Below are 23,548 nucleotides of genomic sequence, written 5' to 3' on the forward strand. Positions count from 1 at the left end.
TATGTCTGGTGGCCTTAGCGAGGTGGTCCCACGCCTTCCCATCCCGAACAGGATCGTGAAACGCCTTAGCGCCGATGATAGTGTGGCATTCGCCATGTGAAAGTAGGACACCGCCAGACGCCCCATAAGACAAAGCCCAGCTCACACGAGCTGGGCTTTGTGCTTTGCGCGCGCCGAATGCGCGAAACCCGCCCCGAAAATCCTGCCGGTTCACGGCACGGACATTTAATCTGAGCCGTACTGCATCAGTTCTACCGGGGCGCCGTTGACCTCGATGAAGGCGACGGTGAGGCCCGGACTGGGGCTGTTGGGGGCGATCAGCAGCTTGTGTCCTGCCAGAGCTTTCTCCAGATCATCGACCTCGAAGGCGATGTGGGGCACCCGTTTGACCAGCTCAGGATAAGGCGCGTCCTGCCAGTAGCGCTGCCACTGGATGCCGAAGGCGTTGTCCTGATGGTCGCTGACCGTCATCTTCAAGTGCGGCAGATCGATTTCATTGTCGAAGCGACCGCTGGTCGGTATGCCGATATGGTTGTATTTCATTCTTCGTCCTCAATGGCGGTCATAAAAAATCCCCGCTGCTTGGACAGCGGCGAGGGGGAAGAAATCCTGCCTATCGCTGAACAGGCTCAGCGATACGTGCTTGATTTCCAGATAGTCTTCGATACCGTACTTGGAGCCTTTGCGGCCCTGGCCGGATTGCTGAGAGAATCGAAGATTCGCACGCGAACCAGAAACCCCAGCTCCATGAGCTGGGGTTTTTTGCGTTTGGACGCGGTATGATGGGAGTCCATTCTTAATCAGAGGTCTCGCGATGCGATTCAAAGCCGGAGTTTATGCAGTGCTGTTCAGCGGCATGTTTGTCACGGCAACTTGGGCGCATGCCGATGCGTCGCCCGCGCAGCTGGTCGCGGCAGATGTCGCCGTGCAGCAGCGCGAGACGGGCGGCGTAGTGGCAGCCATCGATCTTGCCCAACGCGTGGTCATGCTCAAGGGCGACCAGGGTTGGGTGCTGGAGTTTCCGGTTTCGCCTGAGGTGCGCAATCTGGAGCAGCTGAAGGTGGGGGACCGGGTTAGGATCCGTTACCGCAGCGCATTGGCGCTGGCCTTGAAGAAGGGCGGCGACAACATACGCAAGGACATTGAAGGCAGTGTGCAGACGCAAGCGCCGGAAGGCGGCAAGCCTGGTGTGACTGAGAGCCGCAGGCGCACGGTGGTCAGCAATGTCGTGGCCCTGGATCGGGCCAATGGCGTCGTGACGCTGGAAGGCCCGCATGGCGGACGGATGGATGTGGATGTGCGCAATCCGCAACTGCTGGATGAGATCGCGGTGAAAGACCAAGTGGTGGCGGTGATTACCGAGTCGGCCGCGGTATCGATTGAACCGGCGCGCTGATCGCTTGCCACTTTCATCTAGAACGCCCGATGGGAAACCATCGGGCGTTTTGCATGGTCGCGGCCGGCGCGGCCAGTCTTATTGCGCTTTGCGGGCATTCTTCAGGATCTTGTACACCCATTGCACGGAAATGCCGTGCTTCAGCGCCAGCTCGGCGTGGTTGCCGCCATTGAATTCCTGCAGGATCTGGCGGTCGCGCTCGGCAGACTTGCTGCTTTTGCCCAGCGGGAAGTAGATGTTCTGACCGCCCCAGTGCTGCGCCATGCGGCGGGTGATTTCCTGGGCGATCTTTTCCGCCTGGCGGCTCTCGGTGTTGGCCAGCTGCCGCAAGGCCAAGGCGATGTGGTCGGTCAGGTCGGTCAGCAGTTCCGGTCCCTTGCTGCGAAATTGTGCTTGCATGTGCGCTCCCGCGGGCGATGTCATCCAATGCGGCCATTTTTCCATTTCCGTTCCCGTCACGCCTTTTGACCGGTGTCAGCGCCGTGTCAGTGCCGCACTTCCTAAAGCCGGCTACAAGATATCACCCCCTCCCATCCGGCATTCTCTGCCTCGTTCGGCAAGCAGCCTTGCTGGCCGGCGATCCGGGCGCGTTTGCGCGCATCCCTTTCCCTGTCCTGGAGTTCCGTTGTGGCAAGCACTTCCCAAATTGTCGACGCGCTGTTGGCGCGTTTGCGTGCCGGCGTGCCGCAGTTGACCGTCGAGTACTTCGCCGGCGCCGAGGATGACTATCCGCTGACGCACCCGCAAGGCGCAGCCCTGCTGTGCCTGCGCGGCAGCCAGTTCGGTCCGCTGCGCGACGGCTACGGCCAACTGCGCACCCTGCAGTTGACAATCACGGTTCTGCTCGGCCAGAGCCGCGCCGGAGAGGCGGATGGCGATGTGCTGGACGCTGTCCGGCAAAGCTGCCTGGGCTTCGCGCCGCCGGATTGCCAGCCGGCGTGGCTGCTGTCCGAAACCTTCCTGGGTTACCGCGATGGGGTGGCGCGCTACGCCATCGCGTTGGCCACCGACACCCTGCAGGTGACGGCGGCGTCCCCGGAATCCCTGCCTGTGCTAACCGCAGTCTCACTCGAGGAGCAACCATGAAGTATCTCTATTCCGGCCCGATCAGCGGCGTCACCCTGGCCGACGGCCAGGAAATCATGCTGTTTCCCGGCAAGGAAGTGGAAATGCCGGAAGACCACAACTACACCCGCACGCTGGTGGCGCTGGGTTATCTGAACCCGCAACCGGTTTCCGTTGCCAGCGTCGCAACGTCTTTCCATACCGCTGAACAAGGAGCGTAAGCATGGCGGCAAACTATCTGCATGGCGTAGAAACCATCGAAGTGGAGCGCGGCCCGCGCCCGGTGCGCACCGTCAAGTCGGCCGTGATCGGCCTGATCGGCACCGCGCCGCAAGCTCCGGCGGGCGGCATCAACGCCCCGGTGTTGAGCCTGTCCGAAAAAGACGCGGCGGCCTTTGGCCCGCAACTGCCGGGCTTCACCATCCCGCAGGCGCTGAGCGCCATCTATGACCACGGCGCTGGTTCGGTGATCGTGATCAACGTGCTGGACCCGTCCGTGCACAAGACCAGCATCGCCGCCGAGGCGGTGACGCTGGACCCGATCAGCGGCGTGGCCGCGCTGCAAAAGCAGGCGGTGGCCAATGTGGTGGTGAAGAGCGCGGACGGCAGCATCACCTATGTGGCCGGCACCGACTACCAGCTGGACGCGACCTACGGCAAGCTGACCCGCGTGAAGACCGGCGCGATGGCTGTTGGCGCCAGCCTGAAGGTGAGCTACGACTACGCTGACCCGACCAAGGTGACTGCAGCCGACATCATCGGCGGCGTCAACGCTGCCGGCAAGCGCATCGGCATCAAGGCGCTGCAGGACACCTACAACCTGTTCGGCTTCTTCGCCAAGATCCTGATCGCGCCGGGCTTCTGCACCCAGAACACCGTGGCGGCGGAACTGGCGGCGGCGGCCGATCGCCTGGACGCCATCGCCTATGTCGATGCGCCTATCGGCACAGCCTTCGCCGACGCGCTGGCCGGCCGCGGCCCGAACGGCACCATCAACTTCAACACCTCCAGCGACCGCGTGCGCCTGTGCTACCCGTACGTGATGGTGGCTGACGGCAACGGCGGCTTGCGTCTGGATGCGCTGTCGGCCCGCGCGGCCGGCCTGCGCGCCAAAGTGGACAACGACAAGGGTTTCTGGTGGTCCAGCTCCAACCAGGAACTGGCCGGCGTGGTCGGCGTCGAGCGTCCGCTGTCGGCGATGATCGACGATCCGAACTGCGAAGTGAACCAGTTGAACGCGCAAGGCATCACCACCGTGTTCAACAGCGTGGGCACCGGCTTCCGCCTGTGGGGCAACCGCACCGCCGCCTGGCCCACCGTGTCCAGCATGCGCAACTTCGAGAACGTGCGCCGCACCGGCGACGTGATCAACGAGTCCATCCGCTACTTCAGCCAGCAGTACATCGATATGCCGCTGGACCAGGCCACCATCGATTCCTTGGTGGAGTCGGTGAACGGCTACGGCCGCAAGCTGATCGGCGACGGCGCCCTGCTGGGCTTCAAGGCCTGGTTCGATCCGGCGCGCAACCCGGCCACCGAGCTGTCTTCCGGCCACTTGCTGATCAGCTACAAGTACACCGTGGCCCCGCCGCTGGAACGCCTGACCTTTGAAACCGAGATCACCTCGGAATACCTGCTCAGCCTGAAAGGAGGCAACTAATCATGGCCGGCAAGATTGAAATCAACCGCATCACCAACGCCAACATCTACATCAACGGCAACTCGCTGCTCGGCCGCGCCGAGGAGATCAAGCTGCCGGACGTAGCCGCCATCATGCAGGAGCACAAGGCGCTGGGCATGGTCGGCAAGATCGAGCTGCCGGCCGGCTTCGACAAGCTGGAAGGCGAGATCAAGTGGAACTCGCTGTACAAGGACGTGGCCAAGACCGTCGCCAATCCGTTCCAGGCCGTGCAGCTGCAGGCGCGTTCCAATATCGAGACCTACGGCTCGCAGGGCCGGCTGCAGCAGGTCAGCCTGGTGACCTACCTGACGGTGATGTTCAAGAAGAACCCGATGGGCACCTTCAAGCAGCATGAAAACGCCGATTTCAGCTCCGCCTTCACCGCCACCTACATCAAGCAGGTGATCGGCGGCGAGGACATCCTGGAGCTGGACTACATGGCCAACATCTTCCGCGTGGCCGGCAACGACATGCTGGAACTGTACCGTCAGAACATCGGCGGCTAAGGCTGGCTGACGCCTCCCGCGGGTTTGCCCTGCGGGAGGTTTTAAAGCCGCTTCCTAAATCGCTTTCGCATACCCCGCATTCCGGAAGCCGGACAATGACGGCATTCCCAACCCGCTTCAAGGAAACATCATGCAAATCAAGCTGCAATACCCGTTCACCAATGCCGCCGGCCAACGCATCGAAGTGCTGGACATCCGCCGCCTGAAGCGCGCCGACCTGAAGGCTGCCAGCCAGCACAGCCAGGACGACGCCGACCAAGAAGACTTCCTGTTCGCCCGCATGACCGGCCTGACGCTGGAAGACATCGACCAACTGGACATCGCCGACAGCCGCGCCCTGGCGGACAGCTTTCGCGACATGGTGGGCGGAACCGAGCACGCTCAGAGCGTTTGACGAGGTGCTGCTGACGGTGCTGGGCCTGCCGCCGTCGGAAATCGACGCCTTGGCCATGGACGATTACTGGTTCTGGTGCGAAGTGGCCGAACGCGAAGTCCAGCGCCGCAGCGAGCGTCAGCAGCAACTGTTGGACGCTATCTGATTCCCCCATCTTTCTGGTCGGCCGCCGTCTGCAAGCCGGGCCGGGGCCGGCCGCCCCTTTCTTTCCCCATCACAGGCACACACCATGGTAAGCGAGTTTTTCATCGGTCTTAAGGTGGGCGCGACGCTGTCCGGGGTCTTCGACAATGCCTTCCGCTCCGCCCGCGCTGCGCTGGACGAACTGCGCAAGTGCAGCCTGCGCCTCAACGATGCGCAGAAGGATCTGGCCGGCAATGTCGAACGGACCCGCCAGGCCTACGCCGGACTGGATCTGGCCAGGCTGGAGAGCCAGCACCGCCAGCTGGAGTCCTCCTTGGGGCGGCTGACCCGCCAGCACGAGGCGTGGCAGGCCAGCTTGCGGCGCGGACAAACGCTGCAATCCGTCCTGCGTCTGCAGCAGACCCGCCGGATCGAGCTTTTGGCCTCGGTCCGGCTTAGCGCCGTCATCCGCCTGGTGGAAGAGAAGGTGGAACGGCAGCGGCGCGACCAGGACAAGACCCAGCGCGACATGCCGTCGGCCGACTGGCAGCGGCCGGTACAGCGCGGCGGCAAGCACGGCGAGCGCAAAGGCGGCGACAGCGATGCCGCCGGCGACGCGCCTCGTTCCGCCTCCTCCCCTTCCTCCTCATCATCATCACTCGACAAAAACCGCTTGCCCACCCGGCAGACGTCGATCCGCGCTTCTGAGTCCGCCAAGCCCGGCGAGGCCGTGGCCGAGCTGAAGCGGCAGAAAAGCGAAGCAGGCGGTTGGCTGGACAAGGCCATAGACGCGACCGAGAAGCTGAAGCAAGTCAGCGAGATCAGCGAAAAGCTGACCGGCGGCGCGGCCAAGGCCCTCCGCACCGACCTGGGCCGCAAAGTCTACGAAGCGGCGCGGGCCAAACTGAACCCGGTACTGGGTAATAGACTGCCCGACACCGCGCGCGTCTTGCCCCTGCTGGACAAGGCCGAGGACTACAGCGGCAAGGCGGCGGACTACCTGGGCCGCACCGGCGAGGCGCTGAAGGCGTATCGCGACACTCAGGGCAGCACGGCCAAGCGGCTATTGGCCGCCGGCGTGGCCTTCCTGAAAGACGACGAGGCGGACGCGGCTGCCGGAGACAAAAAGGCTGACGCCAAGGCGGAAGGCAAAGCCTCCGGCAAGCGCGACAGCGCCCAAACCAAGAAAAAATCGTCCGCCAAGCCCGGCGGCAAGAGCCGTCCCGGCGAGGCCGTGGCCGAGCTGAAGCGGCAGGAAAGCGAATCCGACGGCTGGCTGGACAAGGCCATAGACGCGACCGAGCAGCTGAAGAAAGTCAGCGAGATCAGCGAAAAGCTGACCGGCGGCGCGGCCAAGGCCCTGCGCACCGACATGGGCCGCAAAGTCTACGAAGCGGCGCGGGCCAAGCTGAACCCGGTACTGGGCAATAGACTGCCCGACACCGAGCGCGTCTTGTCCTGGCTGGACAAAGCCGAGGACTACAGCGGCAAGGCGGCGGACTACCTGGGCCGCACCGGCACGGCGTTGAAAGCCTACCGAGACACCCAGGGCAGCACGGCCAAGCGGCTATTGGCCGCCGGCGTGGCCTTCCTGAAGGACGATGAAGCGGACGCCGCAACCGGGGACAGGAAGGCGGACAAGCAGAAGCGCAGCCCAGCGGCGGGCAAAGCCAAGCGCGGCGCGGCGGTAGCCGAGGCTAAGCGGAAGGCCGCCTCAGCATCTGTCAAGACCAAGCCGGGTAAGGCGCTTGGCGCAAGCAAGAAACAGACGAATCCATCGGCGCGGCGCGACACACCCAGCAAAGCGACGGCTCCGTCCAAGAAAAAGACGTCTCCATCGGCCCGCCGACAACAGGCTGGCCACGCCACCGCGCAGGTTGGGAAACCGGCGAGCCGGACCAAGCCGGGCAAGGCGCTTGCGCAGGCCAGGGAGAAGTCGGCCGCGACCGCCTCGCTGTTGGACAAGGTCATTCACGCCACCGGCACCCTGAAACGCGGCAGCGAGCTGAGCGAGAAACTGACTGGCGGCGCGGCCAAGGTCTTGCGCACCGAGACTGGCCGCAAGCGGTATGAACAGGCGCGCGCCAAACTCAATCCTTTGCTGGGCAACCGTCTGCCGGATACCGATCGCGCCCTGGCCTGGCTGGACAAGGCGGAAGACTACAGCTCGACGGCAGCGGAATACCTGGGCCGCACCGGCTCGGCCCTCAAGCGCTTCCGCCAGACCAAGGGCAGCCTGCCCAAGCGGCTGTTGGCGGCTGGCGTCAGCTTCCTGAAGAACGACCTGGAAGATGAGGACGCCGGCAAACCCGGCAAGCAGTCCGGCCGCAAGACGAGCGGCGGCAAGGCCGCGGCCAAATCCACACCCAAAACCGCGGCGAAGCCGCTTGCCCAACGCGGCGCGGCGCTGAAGGAGGCGCGCGTCACCAGGAGCCTGGGCAAGAGCAAAACGTTGTTGGCCGAAGGCAAGTTGCTCAAGTCCGGCGACGGCGCGCTCAAGTCCATGGGCGGCGCGCGCGGACTGGCCAAAGGCGCGCTGAAACGGATGGGGGCGCTGGGCGATATCGCCAGCCTGGGCGCGGACCTGGCGGAAATCCGCCAGTCCCGGCAGAGTCCGCAGGCCAAGTCGGCGGCCTATGGCAAGGCGCTGGGGGGAGCGGCGGGTTCGGTGGCCGGCGGCGCGGCGGGCGCGGCGATAGGCAGCGTGCTGGGCCCGGTCGGCGCGTTCATCGGCCAGCAGGCCGGCAGCTGGCTGGGGCAGACGGGCGGCGAGTGGCTGGGCGAAAAGGCCGGCGCGCTGTTCGCCAAGCATGCGCTGTCGACCAAGCCGGTGGCCGTTCCCAAGCCTGTCGCGCGGCCCCAGTCCATCGTCCCGGCCAAGCCCGCCTCGCTCAAGCCGGCGGCTGCCCTCAAACCGGTTGCGAGGAAACCGGCCGCGCCGGCCAAGCCCATGCCCGTCCGGGACCGCGCCCGCGCGCAGGACCGGCAGGCCCAGCAGCTACAGCGCATTCAGCAGGCGGTGGCCAACACATCGAAACCGGCCAAGCCGGCGCCGGCGGCGGCCATCTTCCATATCACCTTCTCGCCGCAGATCACCATCAGCGGCGGCGCGCAGGGCGTCAAGCAACAGGTGCAGGAGGCGATGCAGCTGTCGTTCGCCGAGTTCGAGCGGCTGATGCGCCGCTACGAGTCCGACCGCCAGCGCCGCAGCTATGCCGCGCGCGGTTGAGGAGCCTAGCCATGAACAAAGGAGCAAACGATGTACGCAGTACTGGGTGACATCGAGTTCGACCTGATCAGCTATTTCGACGGCCTGGAACAACGCGCCGGCAGCGACTACGCCGAACACGGCCGCATCGGCGGCAAGCCGGTGCTGCAGTTCGTCGGCGACCGGCTGGACGAGATCCGCATCGATCTGGTGCTGCATGCCGCCTACTGCCAGCCGGATGCCGAGCTGCAGCGGCTGCATGCGGCGCGGCAGCAGCATCAGGCGCTGGCGCTGGTGCTGGGCAACGGCGACCACAAGGGCCTGTTCGTGATCACCGACCTGAGCAGCAGCGGCCGGCAGAGCGACAGCAAGGGCAATCTGTTGGCGGTGGAGGCGCAGCTGTCCTTGCGCGAATTCGGCGGCCAGCTGGCCCCTGCGCCGCGGCCCGGCCTGCTGGGCACGGTCAGCGGCTTGCCGCAGGCCAAGTTGTCGCAGACGCTGGCCGGCGCCGGCTTCAAGCCCAATCTGCAGGGGCTGGCGCAGGCGGTGTCGCAGGTCAAGACCGTGGTCGGCCAGGTGCGGACCGTGGTGAACGACGTGCGCGAACTGAAAGACCTGGCGCGGCGCGACCCCTTGTCCGCGCTGGGACGGGTGCCCGACGTGCTGACCGACGTGCAGACGGCGCTGCCCGGCCTGTCGCAGGGTGTGGGCCGACTGAAAACCTTCATCCAGCCGTTTTCCCATCTGGCTGACACCATCAAGCCGCTGGTTCCGCAATTTCAAAAGATGGGCCAGCAAATCACCGCCATGGCGCGCTCGCTGGAGGGCTGCACCTTGGACAACGTCGCCGACAAGCTGGGACAGGCGGCCGACACCATACGCGACATCGACAACAACTGGCCGGACCGCGATCTGGCGCTGGCGAAGCTGGCCGCGCGGGCGGCGGTGCGCAGCATTCTGGAGTGAATCATGTTTCTCAAGCATACCTGCAAGGAAGGCGATCGCTGGGACCACATCGCCTGGCAGTACTACGGCGACGTGGGGCAGATGGTGATGCTGATCGCCGCCAACCCGCAGGCGCCGATCAGCGAGACGCTGCCGGCCGGCCTGCAGCTGGCCATCCCGCTGCTGGAGGCGCAGGACAGCGCCGCCGTCGACCAACTGCCGCCCTGGAGGCGGCCATGATGGACAGCCGCATACAGGACGTGGCGACGCCGGTGTTCGAGCTGGCTTACAACGGGCAGTCCATCACCGCCGACATCGCCCGCTACGCGCTGAACATCAGCTACACCGACCACCTGAGCGGCGAATCGGACGAGTTGGAAGTGGAGCTGGAAGACAGCGACGGCCGCTGGCTGAACGGCTGGTACCCGGACAAGGGCGCCACGCTGGATTTCAAGCTGGGCTACCGCGGCGCGGCGCTGGCGGCGCTGGGCAGTTTCGATATCGACGAGGTGGAGTACAGCGCGCCGCCGTCCGTGGTCCGCATCCGTGCGCTGGCCACCGGGGTGCAGCATCCGCTGCGCACCCGCCAGGGCCAGGCCTACGACAAGCTGACGCTGCAAGACCTGGCGCAGCGCATCGCCCGCCGCAACGGCATGACGCTGCAGGGCAAGATCGACGGCGTGGACATCGACCGGCTCACCCAATACCACGAAACCGATCTGGCTTTCCTGCAGCGGGTGGCCAGCCACTACGGCTACATCTGCAAGGTGATCGACAACAACCGCAAGCTGGTGTTCTGGAAGCGCGGCGACCTGATCGATTCCGCCAGCGTGAAGCGCTTCACCCCGGCCGACCTGATCAGCTGGCGCGCGCGCGATCAGCTGTCGCAAGTGCCCAGCGCGGTGGAGGTGAGCTACCACGATCCGAACAAGCGCGCGCTGCAGACGGCGCGGGCCGCGGCGGACGCGCGCGCGCCCGGCGGCAAGGCCAGCAGCGCCGACGTGGTGAAGCTGACGCGCAAGTCCGGCGGCAAGCTGCAGGCCGAGCTGCAGGCCAAGGCGGAGATGGAGAAGCGCCAGCTGGCGCGGACCTCCATGTTCATCACCGTGGACGGCGCGCCGCAGCTGGCCGCCGGCCGCAATGTGGACCTGGCTGGCTTCGGCAAGCTGTCCGGCCGCTATTTGATCGAGCAGGCTCGTCACCGGCTGTCGCGGCAGGAGGGCTATTTGTGTGAACTGGAACTGAAGCGGGTGGCGCCCGCGGACAAGGGGGCGGCATGAACGACGTATCGTTGCCCGACGCGCTGGCGACATTGAAGTTCGGCAGCGTGGCGGAGCAAGACCCGGACAGCCAGCGCGTGCGGGTGCGGCTGCCGGAGCTGGGCCAGCTGCTGACCGCCTGGCTGCCGGTATTGAGCCGCAAAACCCTGAAAGACAAGGACTACTGGCTGCCCGATATCGGCGAGCAGGTGGCGGTGCTGCTGGACGCGCGCGGCGAGGACGGCGTGGTGCTGGGCGCCATTTATTCCGAGCAGGACGCGGTGCCGGTGAAAAGCGCCGAAAAATGGCAGCGCCGCTTCGGCGACGGCGCGGTGCTGGAATACGACCGGCAGCAGAACCAGCTGACCGTCAATGGCGGGGTCAAGCATGTGGTGGTGGATACTCAGGCCGACGTGCTGATCAAGGCGGCTTCCAGCGTCACCATAGACGGCGGCCAGACGGTCACCGTCAAAGCGGGAAGCAAGGTCAGCATCAAAGCCCCGGCCACCGAGATCAGCGGCACGCTGACCGTGCAGGGCGCGATCACCGGCCAGGGCGGCCTGGCGGTGTCCGGCGGCGGCGGGGCCACGGTGAGCGGCAGCGTCAACGTCAGCGGCGATGTGATCGCCAGCGGCAAGAGCCTGGTGGGTCACAACCACATGGGCGCGCACGGCCCGACCAGCCCGCCGCTGTAAGCCGGGGCGGCATTGATTCCTTTCCTTCTCAATGGAAACCCTATGAGCAACGACTTTTTCACTCTCCTCACCGCCGTCGGCAAGAACAAGCTGGCGGCGGCCTCCACCGGCGGTGCGCCGCTCAAGCTTACCCATATGGCGGTGGGCGACGGCGACAACGGCGGCTACTACACCCCCAGCGAAGCGCAGGCCGCGTTGAAGCATGAAGTGTGGCGCGCGCCGCTGAACAATCTGTCCACCGATCCGCAGAATCCCAACTGGATCATCGCCGAGCTGGTGATCCCGGACGAGGTGGGCGGCTTCACCATCCGCGAAGTCGGCGTGTTCGACGCCGACGGCGCGCTGATCGCCGTCGGCAAATTCCCGGAAAGCTACAAGCCGGTGCTGGCCGACGGCGCCAACAAGCAGCTGTACGTGCGGCTGATCATGGAGGTGTCCAACGCCGCGGCGGTAACGCTGCAGGTGGACCCCAGCGTGGTTCTCGCCACCCGCGCCACAGTGGACCAGCGCATCGCCGAGGAACTGGCCAAGCTGGACGGCAAGCCTTCGGTGCGCGCCGCCACCACGGCCGCCATCGTGCTGGCCGGGTTGCAAACGGTCGACGGCGTGGCGCTGCAGGCAGGCGACCGGGTCCTGGTCAAGAACCAGGCCAATGGCGCCGACAACGGCATCTATGTGGCCGGCGCCGGCAATTGGACGCGCGCGGCGGACGCCAACGCCAGCATGGAAGTGACGCCGGGCCTGTTCGTGGCGGTGGAGCAGGGGGCGGTTAACGGCGGGGCGATTTGGCAGCTGACGACGCCGTCGCCGATCGTTCTGGGCACATCGGCGCTGGCCTTCACGCTGCTTGCCGGCAATACCGGCGTGGCGGCCGGCACATATCGCAGCGTCACGGTCAACGCGCGGGGACAGGTGGTGGGTGGTTGCAATCCGGGTACGCCGCCGCAGTTTGACCGCTCCGCCGCGCCTGCCACCACCGAGTTTGTACGGCAGGCGATTGGCAATTATCAAAAGACAGTGCAATTGAGTGGGGTTGCCGTTTTGGCGCAGGCCGATTTGGGGTCGTTCGTTACCTGTACCGGAACGGGGGGATACGCGATTACGCTGCCCTCGCCGCAGGGTGGAGCGAGCGACGTAGGTGGCGGGCAGTTCCTGATCTGGAACAACACCACCGGAATGGTGACGGTGAAGACGTCTGCCGGGGTGTTCTATGGTCCGGCTGGTGGCTCCGGCCTGGCCTCCCGGGACATTCCGCAGAATGGTGTATTGCAGCTGGTGTCCGATTCCTACAACTGGGTCATTGTTTCCGCCAGCGAGAGAACACCGGTTTCTACCAAAGAGAATGGTTACCGGTTGCTGCCGGCCTACCCAGGGGATCCGGATCCATTGATTCTGCAATGGGGCATCTGGTCCGGGGGGACTGGCAATAACGACAAGATCAACCTGGCCATCCCGTTTCCGAACGGTTTTCTGCAAGGCGTCGCCACTGATGCCGGTGGCGGCATACACAGTGTCGGCCTGATTGGCGGAGATAAAAACACCATCACTTTGTGTGGGGGGACTTTCAACGGTTCCGCCACCACGTATACGACTACGGCCTATCGGTTTTTCGTAATCGGACATTGAGTGGAGAAGTTATGAGATTCAGCAAGACGACGGGCCGCTTTTATCCCGAGGAATTGAATTACGCGGCGGAGGATCTGCCAGCCGATCTGGTGGCGATCACCGCCGAAGAATACGAGCGCGCGATGAGGAGGAACGCCGAAGACACGCTGGAGTGGGTCAACGGCTCGCTGGCGGTGGTGCCCGCGCCCACGCCAAGCCTGCAGCAAGTCCAGGAGCGGGCGCTGCAGCAACTTGACGGCGCGGCCGATGAGGCTGGCTTGAGTCTGCAGGGCAGTGCTGTGCGTCAGATAGAATACCGGCAGGCGGCCGCCGAGGCCCAGGCGTATAAAGATGCCGGCTACAAGGGCGACGCGCCGGCCGGCGTGCAGGCCTGGGCGGACGCCAAGGGCCTGTCCGGCAAGGACGCGGCCGATGGCATCCTGGCCAAGGCCATGGCGGCGGAACAGGCGCTGGCGGCCATCCGCGCCGTCCGGTTGAAAGCCAAGGAGGCGGTGCGCAACGCGACGAGTCTGGATGCAGTCCAGACCGCGGCAGACAGCGCGCTGGCCGCTTTGCAGGCGCTGGCGGCGGGCGCTCCTGCTGGCGCCATCCCCGCTGAAGCTGCGGCCAAAACCAGCCTGTGGCGCTCGCCGCTGAAGCTGTTCTCTCGCTGATCCCCAGGGCGCGCATCGCGCCTTTCCTCCCTCGCCGGCGTGAGCCGCCGCTTTATGGCCAGGCCGGCGCCTGCAGAGTCCTCCCATGACCGACACCACCCCCAATATCCTGGCGGGCGATGGCCGGCTGTCGCCGCTGGCCGAGCTGAGCCGGCGCTTCCAGCAGATCGCGCTGCCGCCGTTTCTGGTTTACCTGATAGACAGCGTGCAGGCCGAGTGGCTGCCGGCGCTGGCCGAACAGCTGCACGTGGCCGGCGACGAGGGCTGGTTGCTGGCGCGAACCGAGTCGCAACGGCGCGAGCTGATCAAGCAGGCCATCGCCTTGCATCGCAGCAAGGGCACGCGCTGGGCCTTGCGCCAGGTGCTGGCCACGCTGGGCGTGAACGGCAGGATCAGCGAATGGTTCGAGTACCAGGGCGAACAGTACCGCTTCCGCATCGACCTCGATCTGTCTGCCAACGGTCTGACCGAACCGACCTACCACGCGCTGCGGCGCATGCTTGAGCAGTACGGCAACGCCCGCTCGCAGCTGGAGGGCCTGAGTCTGCGCCTCTCCCGCCATGAGCGGACGCCGGTGCTGGCCTCCACCGCCGCGGGCGGGGAGCTGGCCACGGTCTATCCCTACCGCGTGCGGCTGCTGAGCCAGGGGAATACCTGGCATCCGGCGACAGCGGCAGGGGCGATGGAGCGGACGACGCTCTATCCATTTCGGCAGACCGCGCTGAACGGCCAGATTCCGTTGCAGTGGGCCGCCGGCCAGCTATGCCGCGAAACCGTCACCGTGAAGCCGCGCGGCTTCAATTCCTTTTCTAAAGCCCTTTAAAAGCCTCCGCCGCGGCGGTTTGGCACCATGACGCCATGACACAGCTAACCGACATCTCATCCCTGCACTGGCAGCCGGCGCTTCAGCCCCGCGGCCAGACGCCGGACGCCGACGCGCCGGACATTGTGGAGAACCTGGACGACATCCATCAGGCGCTGCGCATCATCCTGGGCACGCCCAAGGGCAGCGACCCGCTGCGGCCGGAGTTTGGCAGCGACCTGTTCCGCTACCTGGACTACCCGGCCGACCGCGCCCGGCCGCATGTGGTGCGCGAGGCGGTGGCGGCGATCAGCCATCCGCTGTACGGCGAGCCGCGCATCCAGCTGCAGCGGGTGCTGTTCAGCATCGATACCGACGGCAGCGCGCATCTGATCGCGCAGTGGAAGCTGGCCGACGGCGTGATCCGCGAGACCGAACTGCGGCTGTGACGGCCGGCCCCCACCAAGGATAACAACCATGACCCAGAGCACGACCGATCTTCCCAAGTTTATCGACGACGATCCGCAGCAGATTGTCAGCGAACTGATCACCGCCTACCAGAACAAGTCCGGCAAGACCGTGTATCCGGGCCAGGTGGAACGGCTGCTGATCGACCTGATCGCCTACCGCGAGAGCGTAACCCGCGCCGCTTTCAACGATGCCGGTCGGCAAAACCTGGTGGCCTTCGCCCGCGCGCCGATGCTGGATTATCTGGGCGAGCTGGTGGGGGTGGCCCGTCTGCCGGCGCAGCCGGCGCGCTGCAAGGTGCAGTTCAGCTTCATGCCGGATCGCAAACAGCAGGTGATCATTCCGGCGCAAACCCAGGTGGCGGGCCGCAGCGACTTCCGCTTCCAGACCGTGGCGCAGCAAGTGGTGGCGCCGGAGGCGTCCAGCGTGGTGCTGGACGTGGTGGCGCAGCTGCCGGGCCTGGCCGGCAACGGCTATCAGCCGGGCGAGATCAGCCAACTGGTGGATGACCTGGGCGTGAAAGTGACGGTGGCCAATGTGGACGTCAGCGCCGGCGGCGCCGACGCCGAGGACGACGAGCGGCTGCGGCAGCGCATCCGGCTGGCGCCGGAATCGTTCAGCGTGGCTGGCAGCGCAGCCGCCTATCGCCACCATGCCCTGCGAGCCAACCAAAGCATCGTCGATGTCGCGGTGGTCAGCGCCAGCTCGCAATCCGTGGGCGTGCCGCCGGCCGATCAGGTGCCGCCGGGAGAGGTGCGGCTGTACCCGCTGGTGGCGGATGGCCTGCCCAGCGACGCCATCTTGAAGGCGGTGAACGACACCTGCAGCGCGGACCGCGTGCGCCCCTTGACCGACAAGGTGAGCGTTTTGAAGCCGGTGGAGTTCTCCTACCAGGTGGTGGCCATGCTCAAGCTGTATCCGGGCGTGGACGCGCAGCAGACCAAGCAGCGGGCCAAGGACGCGCTGCTGGCGTATCAAAAGCAGCAGCAGGCACAGCTGGGGCAGGACATCGTGCCGTCGCAGCTGATCGCCGTGCTGTCGGTGCCGGGCGTCTATCAGGTGGATCTGCAGCAACCTACCGCCATCCAGCAAGTGCCGGCCCACGGCTGGGCGCACTGCGTCAACGGCACGGACGGCATCAGCGTGGACCAGAAGGAGCAGGCCAATGGCTGACGCCGCCATCGTCCCGAGCGTGCTGGCCGGCGACGCGCGTTTCGCCGCGCTGGCCGAGCTGACCCGCCGCCTGGGCATGCCGCGCGCCGACGCCGATCCGGCCACGCAGGGCCGCTTCGACGCCGCCGAGCTGCTGGTGTACCTGGTGGACAGCGTCAAAGAGGAGCTGTTGCCGCAGCTGGCGCAGCAGTTCCACCTTGGCAACGACGAGGGCTGGCTGCTGGCCCGCAACGCGCGGCAGCGCCGCGAGCTGATCAAGCGCGCCATTGAGCTGCACCGTTACAAGGGCACGCGCTGGGCGTTGCAGGAAGTGTTCCGGCTGCTGGACGTGGCGGTGGATGTCAGCGAGTGGTGGCAACAGCAACCGCCGGGTCCGCGCTACACCTTCGAGCTGACTGCCTGGGCCAACGCCAATCTGATGGCCGACCGCGTGGTGCTGAATCCGGAACTGTACGGCCGGCTGCGGCGCATGGTGGAGCAGGTCAAGCCGGCGCGCAGCGCCTACCGGCTGAAGCTGGGCGCGGCCTTTGCGCAACCGCTGCGCTGGGCCGGCGCGGTGCAAGGCCGGCAATTGCGGCGGTTGGACGCGGCATGCCGCCCGGCGCCGGCCAAACCGGTTTTCTCGATCTTGCGCCTGGCCAACGCGGTGAAGCCGCTGGCCGTGGCGCGCGCCAAAATGGAGGCTAGCAGATGAGCAGTAACCCGCTTGTTCCCCTGATCCTGGATGGCGGCTTGGCCGCCATCCAGCTGGCCAGCCGCGACGGCGTCCAGCTCAGGATCACCCATGTCGCGCTGGGCGATGCCGGCTACACGCCGGATGTTGGCCAGACCGCGTTGAAACATGAGATCGCCCGTTATCCCATCGCCGACGGCCAGAGCGTGGGGCCGCGCCAGCTGCACCTGACCGCGCTGGCCGATGATGACAAGGAGTTCTGGATACGCGAGGTGGCCTTCATTCTGGAAGGCGGCCAGCCGCTGGCCATCTGGTCCGACCCGCAGCAAGTTCTCGCCTACAAACAGGCGGGCATGCAGCTGCTCCTGGCCTACGACCTGGCCCTGTCCGGCGTGCCGGCCGACAGCGTCACCGTGCAGTCCACCGGCGCCGGCCTGAATCTGGCATTGGGCGAGGAGCTGGCCAGCCTGGGGGCGGCGCAGATCGACGAGATGGCGCGCGGCCTCAAGCGCGATGACGCGCTGCGGCAACAGCAAGCCCGGCAGGATCAGGCCGAGCAGCGGCTGGCCAGCCATGACAGCCGCTTGAACGGCCACGACGATGCTTTGCTGAACCTAGACCGGCGCGGCCAACAATACCGCGACGACCTGGCCGAATTGGCCACCGCACAGGCGGCAGCGCTGATCCAGCTGCAGTGCCTGACCCTGCAACATACCGTTTTGAATCCCAAGTGAAGGAGAAACCATGAGTCTGGAGCAACAGGTAGCCGCCCTGGTGACGGCATCCAATAATCTGACCGGCGTTGTATCGAGCAAGCAGGCTGACATTGACGCCAAGGTGGCGGCCAAGACGGCGGAGCTGGATGCTTGGAAAAACGGCATGGTGGAAGTCATTAATGGCGTAGAAGTTGCCAAAGTAGGGGGCATCTATCAGTTCAAGCGCAATCTGCATATTGAAACTGGGGGGTGGCCTGCTTGCACAACTGCTCCAATGGGACCGACTTACGTGCAGTTGTTGGAGTTTACTGCCGGAGCGGTGGAGGGCTCCTTTTTCGAGGTGAATGTTCACAAGGCTCACCGGGGCATGGGGTATGCGGCCTACTACGAGTATCTGGAACTACGAGGCACGTACTGGTATGACGGTATTGGTGGCATCGCGCGGAAATTCTCCAATGGCGAAGATAGAGTCAGCCTGTTCACATCAGATGCCACTAATGCCAGCAATATCATACCGTTGCCTCTGACTGGTGCGCCTGTTCCTTTTGCGGTCAAACAAATCGGCAATGACGGAAATGATAAAAAATATGCCTTGATGCTGGTTTGTAGTTCGAGCTGTGGAGCGGATGAGTATTTGGGAATCACTGCCCGTTATTCCGACCCGCATGCTAAGCCAGCCGCCAACTTCGCCTCTCAAGTGAAACCGGCCTATCCAAACCTCTAAGGAGAAAAACATGACTGATTTGACACAGGGCTACGATAGCGCAGCGCTTGCCAAGCAAGAACAGCAAGGAATGCAAAATGCATTGTTTCGTGCGAGCTGCGAAAGCCACATTGAGCGCTATTATCCGATTTGGCAGCAGCTCAATATTCTGCGCGCCGGAACTGATGCAGATAAGAGCAAAATGGGGACGTTTATTGATGCATGCCGCGCATGGAGTAATGGGCCCAACCCCGATCAAAACCTTTTGCAGACAATCAAGCCGTAAGCCGCTCCTAGATAGTTTGAGGATGGCTGAGCGAAAGTTATTATTCCTCCAAGGTACCACCCAGTATCCACTATTTGACCTGCATTGTTAGATTGACTGCTTCTTAATATGCCGGGCTTCGCCCGAAGCCCGGCGGCTTCTCTCTCCTCATTGTTTTCCTGGCGTCTTCCGTCATCTTGAATCGCCCCACTGCTTTCCTTATATTCTCTTTCATTGCTTCCGCTTCACACCCTATCCATTCGCTTGCTCTTGTGCCTCATCTGCGGCCTGTCCCATCTCCTTCATCTCTAGCCCGCCGTGCTTCGGCAGCTTCCCCCTTTCTCCTTTGAGGAGCCTTCACCGTGTCCATTTTTTCCGCGTTGGTCCTTCCCTTCGATTCTCCCAACCCTTCCGATGCGCCGCGCGCGGCAGAGTCGGCCACCGTACCGACTCCTAGCATGAGTTGCCTCTTCCGCTCACTGGCCGTGCTGCGTCTGTCCATGCAGGCCGAGCGCAAATAACCCCCAGTCTTTTCTGTAGGTCTCCATTCCGGGCCGTGAAGGCGGTCCATTCCATCCCCGTCGTCAAGGAGGCTCTTTATGACCTTGCACACCGGCTTCACTGCGCGGATGCCGCGTTGGAGGCTGAGATGACCGATTCTGTTCCTTCCATCCTGGCGCGGGACGCGCGTTTCGGCCCGCTGTCCGAGCTGACCGAACGCATCCGCGACATCAATCTGACGCCCTTTCTGGTCAATCTGATCGATACCGTGCAGCCGGACCTGTTGCCCTTGCTGGCCGACCAATTCCATATCGGCGGCGAAGAGGGCTGGCAGCTGGCGGAGTCTGACGACGCCAAGCGCGCGCTGCTGCACAGCGCCAATGAGCTGCACCGCCACAAGGGCACGCCGTGGGCCATCCGCGAAGTGATTCGCCGCCTGGGCCTGGGCGAAGCCGTGCTGATCGAAGGCCTGGCCGGCCAGCGCCGCAATGGCGCCATCCGCCGCAACGGCTATTACGTGCATGGCGATCCCAACACCTGGAACCAGTATCGGGTCGTCCTCGGCAAGCCCATCACCAACGACCAGGCCGCCCAGTTGCGGCGAATGCTGGCGCTGTACGCGCCGGCTCGCAGCGTGCTGGCCAGCCTGGAATACCAAGCCGTGGCCAACCGCCACAACGGCGCAATCCGCCGTAATCGTCAATTCAACCGAGGGAGCGCCTGATGGCCAATCTGCAAGAAAAACCCGCCTGGGAGGCGGGCATCTACCAACTGGAAACCTCCGATCCGGTGCTGGGCGGGCCGGACGGCGTGGACAACCTGCAAGCCAAGCAACTGGCTAACCGCACGGTATTCCTGAAAAAGCAGATCGATGATCTGGTATCCGGCGCGCTGACCGCCGAATACGCCGACCGCCTGAAAACCCCGCGCAACATCGCTATGACCGGGGACGGCAGTTGGAACGTGACTTTCGACGCCAGCGGCAACGTCAGCGCGGCGATGACGCTGAGCAATAGCGGGGTGACGGCCGGCAGTTACGGCCAGGTGACAGTGGACGCCAAAGGCCGTGTCACCGCCGCCCGCGCCATCGTCCCGGATGACGTGCCGGCGCTGGACTGGAGCAAGATAAGCAGCGGCAAGCCGACTACGTTGGCTGGGTATGGCATTGCCGATGGTGCCAGCAAGAGCGATCTGCAAAACGCGGTGAATGGTTTGGTGAACAATGCGCCGGCCAATCTGAATACGCTGCAGGAACTAGCGGCGGCGATCAATAACGATCCCAAATACTCGGCAACGGTAGATGGCAAGCTGTCTGGCAAAGCCGATAAAGCGACCACGCTGGCGGGATATGGCATTACCGATGGTGCCAGCAAGACAGACCTAAAAACCGCCATCGATGGCGTAGTGGCCGGAGCGCCGGGGGCGTTGAATACCTTGCAGGAATTGGCTGCTGCGCTGGGGAATGACAGCAATTACGCGGCCACCATCACCAGGCAACTGTCCGGGAAGGCGGATAGGGCAAATACATTGGCTGGATATGGCATTGCCGATGCCGCGGCGTTGGGGGGCTCCAGCAATCAAATCTTCAATGTTGCGCCCGCTTATCAGTCAGCTCATGCGGTACCGCTCTCGCAAATGACATCTGCACTATCGAGTAAGGCGGACAAAGCGAACACGATAGCAGGCTATGGGATAACAGATGCCGCGCTCAAGAGCGATCTGAAAACGGCTATTGATGGCGTGACGACTTTGATGCCACCCAATCTGATATCAAATAGCCATATGATCCAAATAGATGAGAATGCTATCCCGGCGGGATTCAGCGTTGTAGGTAATGGCGCGGTTATCAAGGCTGTTCATCCCTTTACTAGGGGGTATGAGGGGCCGTATACCGATGTCAAGCCGGCAAATGCGACGGCTAATACACCAACGGATGCAAATCAAGACAATCCATTTTGGTTTGGGGTGAATTATATGGGTGGCCGGAGCCAGAGAGGTGGCTTGGCGGATGGCTGGGGTGGGTTGAAAACAGGTCATATTATGAAGATAACCGCCCCCAATGTAGCAAGAGCGGGTGGATTTAGGTCCGTTTTCTTTGGGGTGAAGCTGCCGTTGTCTACTAGTGTGGTCTATTTTTCAGCCTGGTTTTATATCGCCAAGGGTAGCTTGGGGATGGGAGGGGATGCAGGCTATATGTGGGACAGCAATGGAATGCAGTTTAATCCAGGCAGCGTAGTTATCGATTCTAAAATCACAGCCTCCGCGGCGGATGGTTGGTACCGATATTCTGGCTTGATCGGCATTTCTCAAGTTACCACTTTGGGAGGCGCTCAATTCTCGATAGGTATTGGGGAGGGCGAGGTGGAAGCGTATATGGCGCTACCTTATTTGGCTATTCCATTCAACTCTCGCTTCATGGTTTCGTGCTGAGGAGATAGGCATGCAATTATTTAGGAACGGACAGCCTTATGGTTTTGTGCAGGACAGGGCGCTGATCGACATGTTGTTGGCTGAGTTGGGGACTAGCGCGGGTGAATTCAGCTGCATATGCGGCCTGGAGGAGGCGAAGGCGGTATGCGAAGACTATATCGTTCAAGTTTACCCCTTATGGCGACAGATGAATATCTTGAGAGAGGGTACTCAGGTAGAGAAGGATGCCATGTCCAACTTTATCAATGCCTGCCGTCAATGGAGCAATGGATCTAGTCCGGACCCTTTTCAACTTTGGCGCATTCATCCCTGATCTCTAAAGCGTTTTTCTAACGCGGCTTACAAGCTGGCGGTCGCCAGCTTGGGCACCATGTCGTCCTGACCGGATGGCCGGCTTCGCATGAGGCTGGCCGTCTTCGCGCGTTTGCGCGGCGATGGCGTGGCTGGCCTTTCATTGGCGGCGTTTTCTCGCTATTGCCCGGTCATGCTTTCGTCGCTGCCAGCCTGCGGGTCGGCAGCCCATCACCGTTCAAGCAAGCGAGGAATGACATGGCCAATCTGCAGGAGAAGCCCTTTTGGGAACCCGGCATCTATCAACTGGAAACCACAGACCCGGTGCTGGCCGGCCCGGACGGCATTGACAATCTGCAAGGCAAGCAGCTTGCCAACCGCACCGCGTTCCTGAAGAAACAGATCGACGATCTGGTATCCGGCGCGCAGACCGCCGAATACGCCGACCGCCTGAAAACCCCGCGCAACATCGCCATGACTGGTGATGGCAGTTGGAACGTGACCTTCGACGCCAGCGGCAACGTCAGCGCGGCGATGACGCTGAGCAATAGCGGGGTGACGGCCGGCAGTTACGGCCAGCTGACGGTGGACGCCAAGGGCCGCGTCATCGCCGCCCGCGCCATCGTCCCGGATGACGTGCCGGCACTGGACTGGAGCAAGATAAGCAGCGGCAAGCCGACTACGTTGGCTGGGTATGGCATTGCCGATGGTGCCAGCAAGAGCGATCTGCAAAACGCGGTGAATGGTTTGGTGAACAATGCGCCGGCCAATCTGAATACGCTGCAGGAACTAGCGGCGGCGATCAATAACGATCCCAAATACTCGGCAACGGTAGATGGCAAGCTGTCTGGCAAAGCCGATAAAGCGACCACGCTGGCGGGATATGGCATTACCGATGGTGCCAGCAAGACAGACCTAAAAACCGCCATCGATGGCGTAGTGGCCGGCGCGCCGGGGGCGTTGAATACTTTGCAAGAGCTGGCGGCGGCGCTGGGGAATGACAGCAATTACGCGGCCACTATCACCAAGCAACTGTCAGGGAAGGCGGATAGGGCAAATACATTGGCTGGATATGGCATTGCCGATGCCGCAGCGTTGGGTGGTTCCAGCAATCAAATTTTCAATGTGGCACCTGCCTATCAGTCGGCACATGCAGTACCGTTTGCTCAAATGACGACGGTGCTATCGGGCAAGGCGGACAAAGCCAATACGTTAGCAGGGTATGGTATTGCCGATGGGGCAAGTAAGGCGGATATACAAGTGGTCTCCACGAAGGTCGATACTTGGCAGGCGAATGCAGTAAAGCAATTTGCTAATATTTCCAGATCGACATTCTATGTGGGTGGTTCTGCAGATCACTGGTATCCTGTGGTAATTGATTTGCCTTTTCGGATGTTGGGAGATATACATATATCAAGATATACTCATTATGACCTAGATAAATATGGGGAGTTTAATGGGTGTATGTATTTTTATCTCCGCGGCATGTCTGGAGAGTGGGGGGGGGGATGCCGATCAGTGCATCGGGAAGAGACGGGCGGTTAGTACCAGGTATTCTTTATCCTGTTGAGTATGATTACGAGTTTTCGGATAAATACAAGCTACCACCTGTTGCGGATTATAATTTTCTGGCAAAAGATGCTCCGATAAATAGTCAGCTAGTTGTTTGGTTGTTGGGCGCAAGAAGCTATGACATTATCACCTCGTACCCTGCAAAAGTGGCTGTGTATTGTTCTGAAGCAAATAACCTGGTTTATACCGATGGTCGGAAGCAATTTGATATTTATTTGGATGCAATGACCACTGTTTCGAGTAGTATGATTCAGAATCAATATAGGAGGGGTGGATGATGTGGGGGATTAAATAAAACTAAGTAGTTGCAAAATTAGCCACGTTTGAAAATCTGTATAAGTTCAGACTTGATCTGAAAGTCTCGGTTTTGACCGAGTCAGACTGTCAGATCAATTCAATAAAC

Annotated in this window: 28 protein-coding genes and 1 rRNA gene; 27 read left to right on the forward strand and 2 right to left on the reverse strand. The window is 62.9% G+C overall.

The annotated features are described in order from the left end of the window. The first annotated feature begins 4 nt into the window (after positions 1-4). A 5S ribosomal RNA gene (gene rrf / locus JHD59_RS11995) occupies positions 5-119 on the forward strand. A 106-nt stretch (positions 120-225) separates the two neighbouring features. Here the strand turns inward: rrf and JHD59_RS12000 are convergent. Further along, positions 226-543: a VOC family protein gene (locus JHD59_RS12000; RefSeq protein ID WP_103318010.1), complete on the reverse strand. Its 318-nt coding sequence runs from the start codon at positions 541-543 to the stop codon at positions 226-228. Positions 544-814: 271 nt separating this feature from the next. On the opposite strand from JHD59_RS12000, the gene JHD59_RS12005 reads away from it, so the two are divergent. After that, positions 815-1,396, forward strand: coding sequence for a hypothetical protein (locus tag JHD59_RS12005; RefSeq protein ID WP_103318014.1), 582 nt, complete (start codon positions 815-817; stop codon positions 1,394-1,396). Between the two features lie 78 nt (positions 1,397-1,474). Here JHD59_RS12005 and JHD59_RS12010 read toward each other — a convergent pair whose 3' ends face one another. Beyond that, positions 1,475-1,795, reverse strand: a complete 321-nt coding sequence (locus tag JHD59_RS12010) for a Mor transcription activator family protein (RefSeq protein ID WP_103318016.1) — start codon at positions 1,793-1,795, stop codon at positions 1,475-1,477. A gap of 228 nt (positions 1,796-2,023) precedes the next feature. Here JHD59_RS12010 and JHD59_RS12015 point away from each other — a divergent pair, with 228 nt between their 5' ends. From JHD59_RS12015 to JHD59_RS12135, 25 genes are all read left to right on the forward strand, one after another. Next, positions 2,024-2,482 (forward strand): Gp37 family protein, encoded by a 459-nt coding sequence (locus JHD59_RS12015; protein ID WP_158248700.1) that lies wholly within the window; start codon positions 2,024-2,026, stop codon positions 2,480-2,482. Next, on the forward strand, positions 2,479-2,682 hold the full coding sequence (locus tag JHD59_RS12020) for a hypothetical protein (protein ID WP_103318020.1): 204 nt from the start codon (positions 2,479-2,481) through the stop codon (positions 2,680-2,682). Before JHD59_RS12015 ends, JHD59_RS12020 begins: the two co-directional genes overlap by 4 nt. A 2-nt stretch (positions 2,683-2,684) precedes the next feature. After that, complete coding sequence (locus JHD59_RS12025; protein WP_103318022.1) at positions 2,685-4,121, forward strand: phage tail sheath subtilisin-like domain-containing protein; 1,437 nt, start codon at positions 2,685-2,687, stop codon at positions 4,119-4,121. Between the two features lie 2 nt (positions 4,122-4,123). Next, positions 4,124-4,648: a phage major tail tube protein gene (locus tag JHD59_RS12030; RefSeq protein WP_043623302.1), complete on the forward strand. Its 525-nt coding sequence runs from the start codon at positions 4,124-4,126 to the stop codon at positions 4,646-4,648. Positions 4,649-4,778: 130 nt separating this feature from the next. Then, the gene (locus JHD59_RS12035; RefSeq protein ID WP_103318024.1) at positions 4,779-5,042 is read left to right on the forward strand and encodes a phage tail assembly protein; all 264 of its coding nucleotides are present in this window, start codon (positions 4,779-4,781) and stop codon (positions 5,040-5,042) included. A gap of 4 nt (positions 5,043-5,046) precedes the next feature. After that, positions 5,047-5,187 (forward strand): hypothetical protein, encoded by a 141-nt coding sequence (locus JHD59_RS12040; RefSeq protein ID WP_168209604.1) that lies wholly within the window; start codon positions 5,047-5,049, stop codon positions 5,185-5,187. An 84-nt stretch (positions 5,188-5,271) separates the two neighbouring features. Further along, positions 5,272-8,394 (forward strand): hypothetical protein, encoded by a 3,123-nt coding sequence (locus JHD59_RS12045; protein WP_199154412.1) that lies wholly within the window; start codon positions 5,272-5,274, stop codon positions 8,392-8,394. A 30-nt stretch (positions 8,395-8,424) separates the two neighbouring features. Continuing rightward, complete coding sequence (locus tag JHD59_RS12050; protein WP_103318027.1) at positions 8,425-9,339, forward strand: phage tail protein; 915 nt, start codon at positions 8,425-8,427, stop codon at positions 9,337-9,339. Between the two features lie 3 nt (positions 9,340-9,342). Further along, positions 9,343-9,558: a tail protein X gene (locus JHD59_RS12055; RefSeq protein ID WP_083341074.1), complete on the forward strand. Its 216-nt coding sequence runs from the start codon at positions 9,343-9,345 to the stop codon at positions 9,556-9,558. Next, positions 9,555-10,598: a phage late control D family protein gene (locus JHD59_RS12060; RefSeq protein ID WP_233164047.1), complete on the forward strand. Its 1,044-nt coding sequence runs from the start codon at positions 9,555-9,557 to the stop codon at positions 10,596-10,598. The genes JHD59_RS12055 and JHD59_RS12060 overlap by 4 nt, the downstream gene beginning before the upstream one ends. Beyond that, a complete protein-coding gene (locus JHD59_RS12065; RefSeq protein WP_233164049.1) occupies positions 10,595-11,272 on the forward strand; it encodes a phage baseplate assembly protein V in 678 nt (225 codons plus the stop codon). The genes JHD59_RS12060 and JHD59_RS12065 overlap by 4 nt, the downstream gene beginning before the upstream one ends. A 42-nt stretch (positions 11,273-11,314) precedes the next feature. Further along, entirely contained in the window at positions 11,315-12,898 is a 1,584-nt protein-coding gene (locus tag JHD59_RS12070; protein ID WP_199154413.1) for a phage tail protein, read from the forward strand. A gap of 11 nt (positions 12,899-12,909) precedes the next feature. Beyond that, positions 12,910-13,551 (forward strand): hypothetical protein, encoded by a 642-nt coding sequence (locus JHD59_RS12075; RefSeq protein WP_199154414.1) that lies wholly within the window; start codon positions 12,910-12,912, stop codon positions 13,549-13,551. 85 nt (positions 13,552-13,636) lie between these two features. Beyond that, entirely contained in the window at positions 13,637-14,374 is a 738-nt protein-coding gene (locus JHD59_RS12080) for a phage tail protein I (protein WP_199154415.1), read from the forward strand. 35 nt (positions 14,375-14,409) lie between these two features. Continuing rightward, positions 14,410-14,802 carry a GPW/gp25 family protein gene (locus tag JHD59_RS12085; protein ID WP_199154416.1) on the forward strand — a complete coding sequence of 131 codons (393 nt, stop codon included), beginning with the start codon at positions 14,410-14,412 and terminating at the stop codon, positions 14,800-14,802. Positions 14,803-14,830: 28 nt separating this feature from the next. Then, positions 14,831-15,994: a baseplate J/gp47 family protein gene (locus tag JHD59_RS12090; protein WP_103318037.1), complete on the forward strand. Its 1,164-nt coding sequence runs from the start codon at positions 14,831-14,833 to the stop codon at positions 15,992-15,994. Further along, positions 15,987-16,688: a phage tail protein I gene (locus tag JHD59_RS12095; RefSeq protein WP_103318039.1), complete on the forward strand. Its 702-nt coding sequence runs from the start codon at positions 15,987-15,989 to the stop codon at positions 16,686-16,688. The genes JHD59_RS12090 and JHD59_RS12095 overlap by 8 nt, the downstream gene beginning before the upstream one ends. Next, positions 16,685-17,401, forward strand: coding sequence for a phage tail protein (locus JHD59_RS12100; RefSeq protein ID WP_199154417.1), 717 nt, complete (start codon positions 16,685-16,687; stop codon positions 17,399-17,401). Before JHD59_RS12095 ends, JHD59_RS12100 begins: the two co-directional genes overlap by 4 nt. Positions 17,402-17,411: 10 nt before the next feature. Further along, positions 17,412-18,107 (forward strand): hypothetical protein, encoded by a 696-nt coding sequence (locus JHD59_RS12105; protein WP_199154418.1) that lies wholly within the window; start codon positions 17,412-17,414, stop codon positions 18,105-18,107. A gap of 10 nt (positions 18,108-18,117) precedes the next feature. Next, positions 18,118-18,372: a hypothetical protein gene (locus JHD59_RS12110; protein WP_199154419.1), complete on the forward strand. Its 255-nt coding sequence runs from the start codon at positions 18,118-18,120 to the stop codon at positions 18,370-18,372. 628 nt (positions 18,373-19,000) lie between these two features. Next, complete coding sequence (locus tag JHD59_RS12115) at positions 19,001-19,576, forward strand: phage tail protein (protein ID WP_199154420.1); 576 nt, start codon at positions 19,001-19,003, stop codon at positions 19,574-19,576. After that, positions 19,576-21,282 carry a hypothetical protein gene (locus tag JHD59_RS12120; protein WP_199154421.1) on the forward strand — a complete coding sequence of 569 codons (1,707 nt, stop codon included), beginning with the start codon at positions 19,576-19,578 and terminating at the stop codon, positions 21,280-21,282. Before JHD59_RS12115 ends, JHD59_RS12120 begins: the two co-directional genes overlap by 1 nt. A gap of 10 nt (positions 21,283-21,292) precedes the next feature. After that, entirely contained in the window at positions 21,293-21,595 is a 303-nt protein-coding gene (locus tag JHD59_RS12125) for a hypothetical protein (RefSeq protein ID WP_199154422.1), read from the forward strand. A 236-nt stretch (positions 21,596-21,831) separates the two neighbouring features. After that, positions 21,832-23,118 (forward strand): hypothetical protein, encoded by a 1,287-nt coding sequence (locus JHD59_RS12130; RefSeq protein ID WP_199154423.1) that lies wholly within the window; start codon positions 21,832-21,834, stop codon positions 23,116-23,118. Beyond that, on the forward strand, positions 23,082-23,423 hold the full coding sequence (locus JHD59_RS12135) for a hypothetical protein (RefSeq protein WP_199154424.1): 342 nt from the start codon (positions 23,082-23,084) through the stop codon (positions 23,421-23,423). Before JHD59_RS12130 ends, JHD59_RS12135 begins: the two co-directional genes overlap by 37 nt. Positions 23,424-23,548 lie beyond the last annotated feature (125 nt).

It is taken from the genome of Chromobacterium sp. ASV23, from assembly GCF_016428945.1.
In the GTDB taxonomy this organism is placed as follows: Bacteria; Pseudomonadota; Gammaproteobacteria; order Burkholderiales; family Chromobacteriaceae; genus Chromobacterium; species Chromobacterium sinusclupearum.

Bases quoted from the DNA above. Each gene is read 5' to 3' on its own strand.
- JHD59_RS12125 (WP_199154422.1), top strand. From the start codon at position 21,293: ATGCAATTATTTAGGAACGGACAGCCTTATGGTTTTGTGCAGGACAGG.
- JHD59_RS12110 (WP_199154419.1), top strand. From the start codon at position 18,118: ATGACTGATTTGACACAGGGCTACGATAGCGCAGCGCTTGCCAAGCAA.
- JHD59_RS12045 (WP_199154412.1), top strand. From the start codon at position 5,272: ATGGTAAGCGAGTTTTTCATCGGTCTTAAGGTGGGCGCGACGCTGTCC.
- JHD59_RS12025 (WP_103318022.1), top strand. From the start codon at position 2,685: ATGGCGGCAAACTATCTGCATGGCGTAGAAACCATCGAAGTGGAGCGC.
- JHD59_RS12035 (WP_103318024.1), top strand. From the start codon at position 4,779: ATGCAAATCAAGCTGCAATACCCGTTCACCAATGCCGCCGGCCAACGC.
- JHD59_RS12070 (WP_199154413.1), top strand. From the start codon at position 11,315: ATGAGCAACGACTTTTTCACTCTCCTCACCGCCGTCGGCAAGAACAAG.
- JHD59_RS12100 (WP_199154417.1), top strand. From the start codon at position 16,685: ATGAGCAGTAACCCGCTTGTTCCCCTGATCCTGGATGGCGGCTTGGCC.
- JHD59_RS12085 (WP_199154416.1), top strand. From the start codon at position 14,410: ATGACACAGCTAACCGACATCTCATCCCTGCACTGGCAGCCGGCGCTT.
- JHD59_RS12055 (WP_083341074.1), top strand. From the start codon at position 9,343: ATGTTTCTCAAGCATACCTGCAAGGAAGGCGATCGCTGGGACCACATC.
- JHD59_RS12000 (WP_103318010.1), bottom strand. From the start codon at position 543: ATGAAATACAACCATATCGGCATACCGACCAGCGGTCGCTTCGACAAT.
- JHD59_RS12090 (WP_103318037.1), top strand. From the start codon at position 14,831: ATGACCCAGAGCACGACCGATCTTCCCAAGTTTATCGACGACGATCCG.
- JHD59_RS12020 (WP_103318020.1), top strand. From the start codon at position 2,479: ATGAAGTATCTCTATTCCGGCCCGATCAGCGGCGTCACCCTGGCCGAC.
- JHD59_RS12050 (WP_103318027.1), top strand. From the start codon at position 8,425: ATGTACGCAGTACTGGGTGACATCGAGTTCGACCTGATCAGCTATTTC.
- JHD59_RS12080 (WP_199154415.1), top strand. From the start codon at position 13,637: ATGACCGACACCACCCCCAATATCCTGGCGGGCGATGGCCGGCTGTCG.
- JHD59_RS12060 (WP_233164047.1), top strand. From the start codon at position 9,555: ATGATGGACAGCCGCATACAGGACGTGGCGACGCCGGTGTTCGAGCTG.
- JHD59_RS12030 (WP_043623302.1), top strand. From the start codon at position 4,124: ATGGCCGGCAAGATTGAAATCAACCGCATCACCAACGCCAACATCTAC.
- JHD59_RS12115 (WP_199154420.1), top strand. From the start codon at position 19,001: ATGACCGATTCTGTTCCTTCCATCCTGGCGCGGGACGCGCGTTTCGGC.
- JHD59_RS12120 (WP_199154421.1), top strand. From the start codon at position 19,576: ATGGCCAATCTGCAAGAAAAACCCGCCTGGGAGGCGGGCATCTACCAA.
- JHD59_RS12105 (WP_199154418.1), top strand. From the start codon at position 17,412: ATGAGTCTGGAGCAACAGGTAGCCGCCCTGGTGACGGCATCCAATAAT.
- JHD59_RS12130 (WP_199154423.1), top strand. From the start codon at position 21,832: ATGGCCAATCTGCAGGAGAAGCCCTTTTGGGAACCCGGCATCTATCAA.
- JHD59_RS12075 (WP_199154414.1), top strand. From the start codon at position 12,910: ATGAGATTCAGCAAGACGACGGGCCGCTTTTATCCCGAGGAATTGAAT.
- JHD59_RS12005 (WP_103318014.1), top strand. From the start codon at position 815: ATGCGATTCAAAGCCGGAGTTTATGCAGTGCTGTTCAGCGGCATGTTT.
- JHD59_RS12065 (WP_233164049.1), top strand. From the start codon at position 10,595: ATGAACGACGTATCGTTGCCCGACGCGCTGGCGACATTGAAGTTCGGC.
- JHD59_RS12010 (WP_103318016.1), bottom strand. From the start codon at position 1,795: ATGCAAGCACAATTTCGCAGCAAGGGACCGGAACTGCTGACCGACCTG.
- JHD59_RS12095 (WP_103318039.1), top strand. From the start codon at position 15,987: ATGGCTGACGCCGCCATCGTCCCGAGCGTGCTGGCCGGCGACGCGCGT.
- JHD59_RS12135 (WP_199154424.1), top strand. From the start codon at position 23,082: ATGCCGATCAGTGCATCGGGAAGAGACGGGCGGTTAGTACCAGGTATT.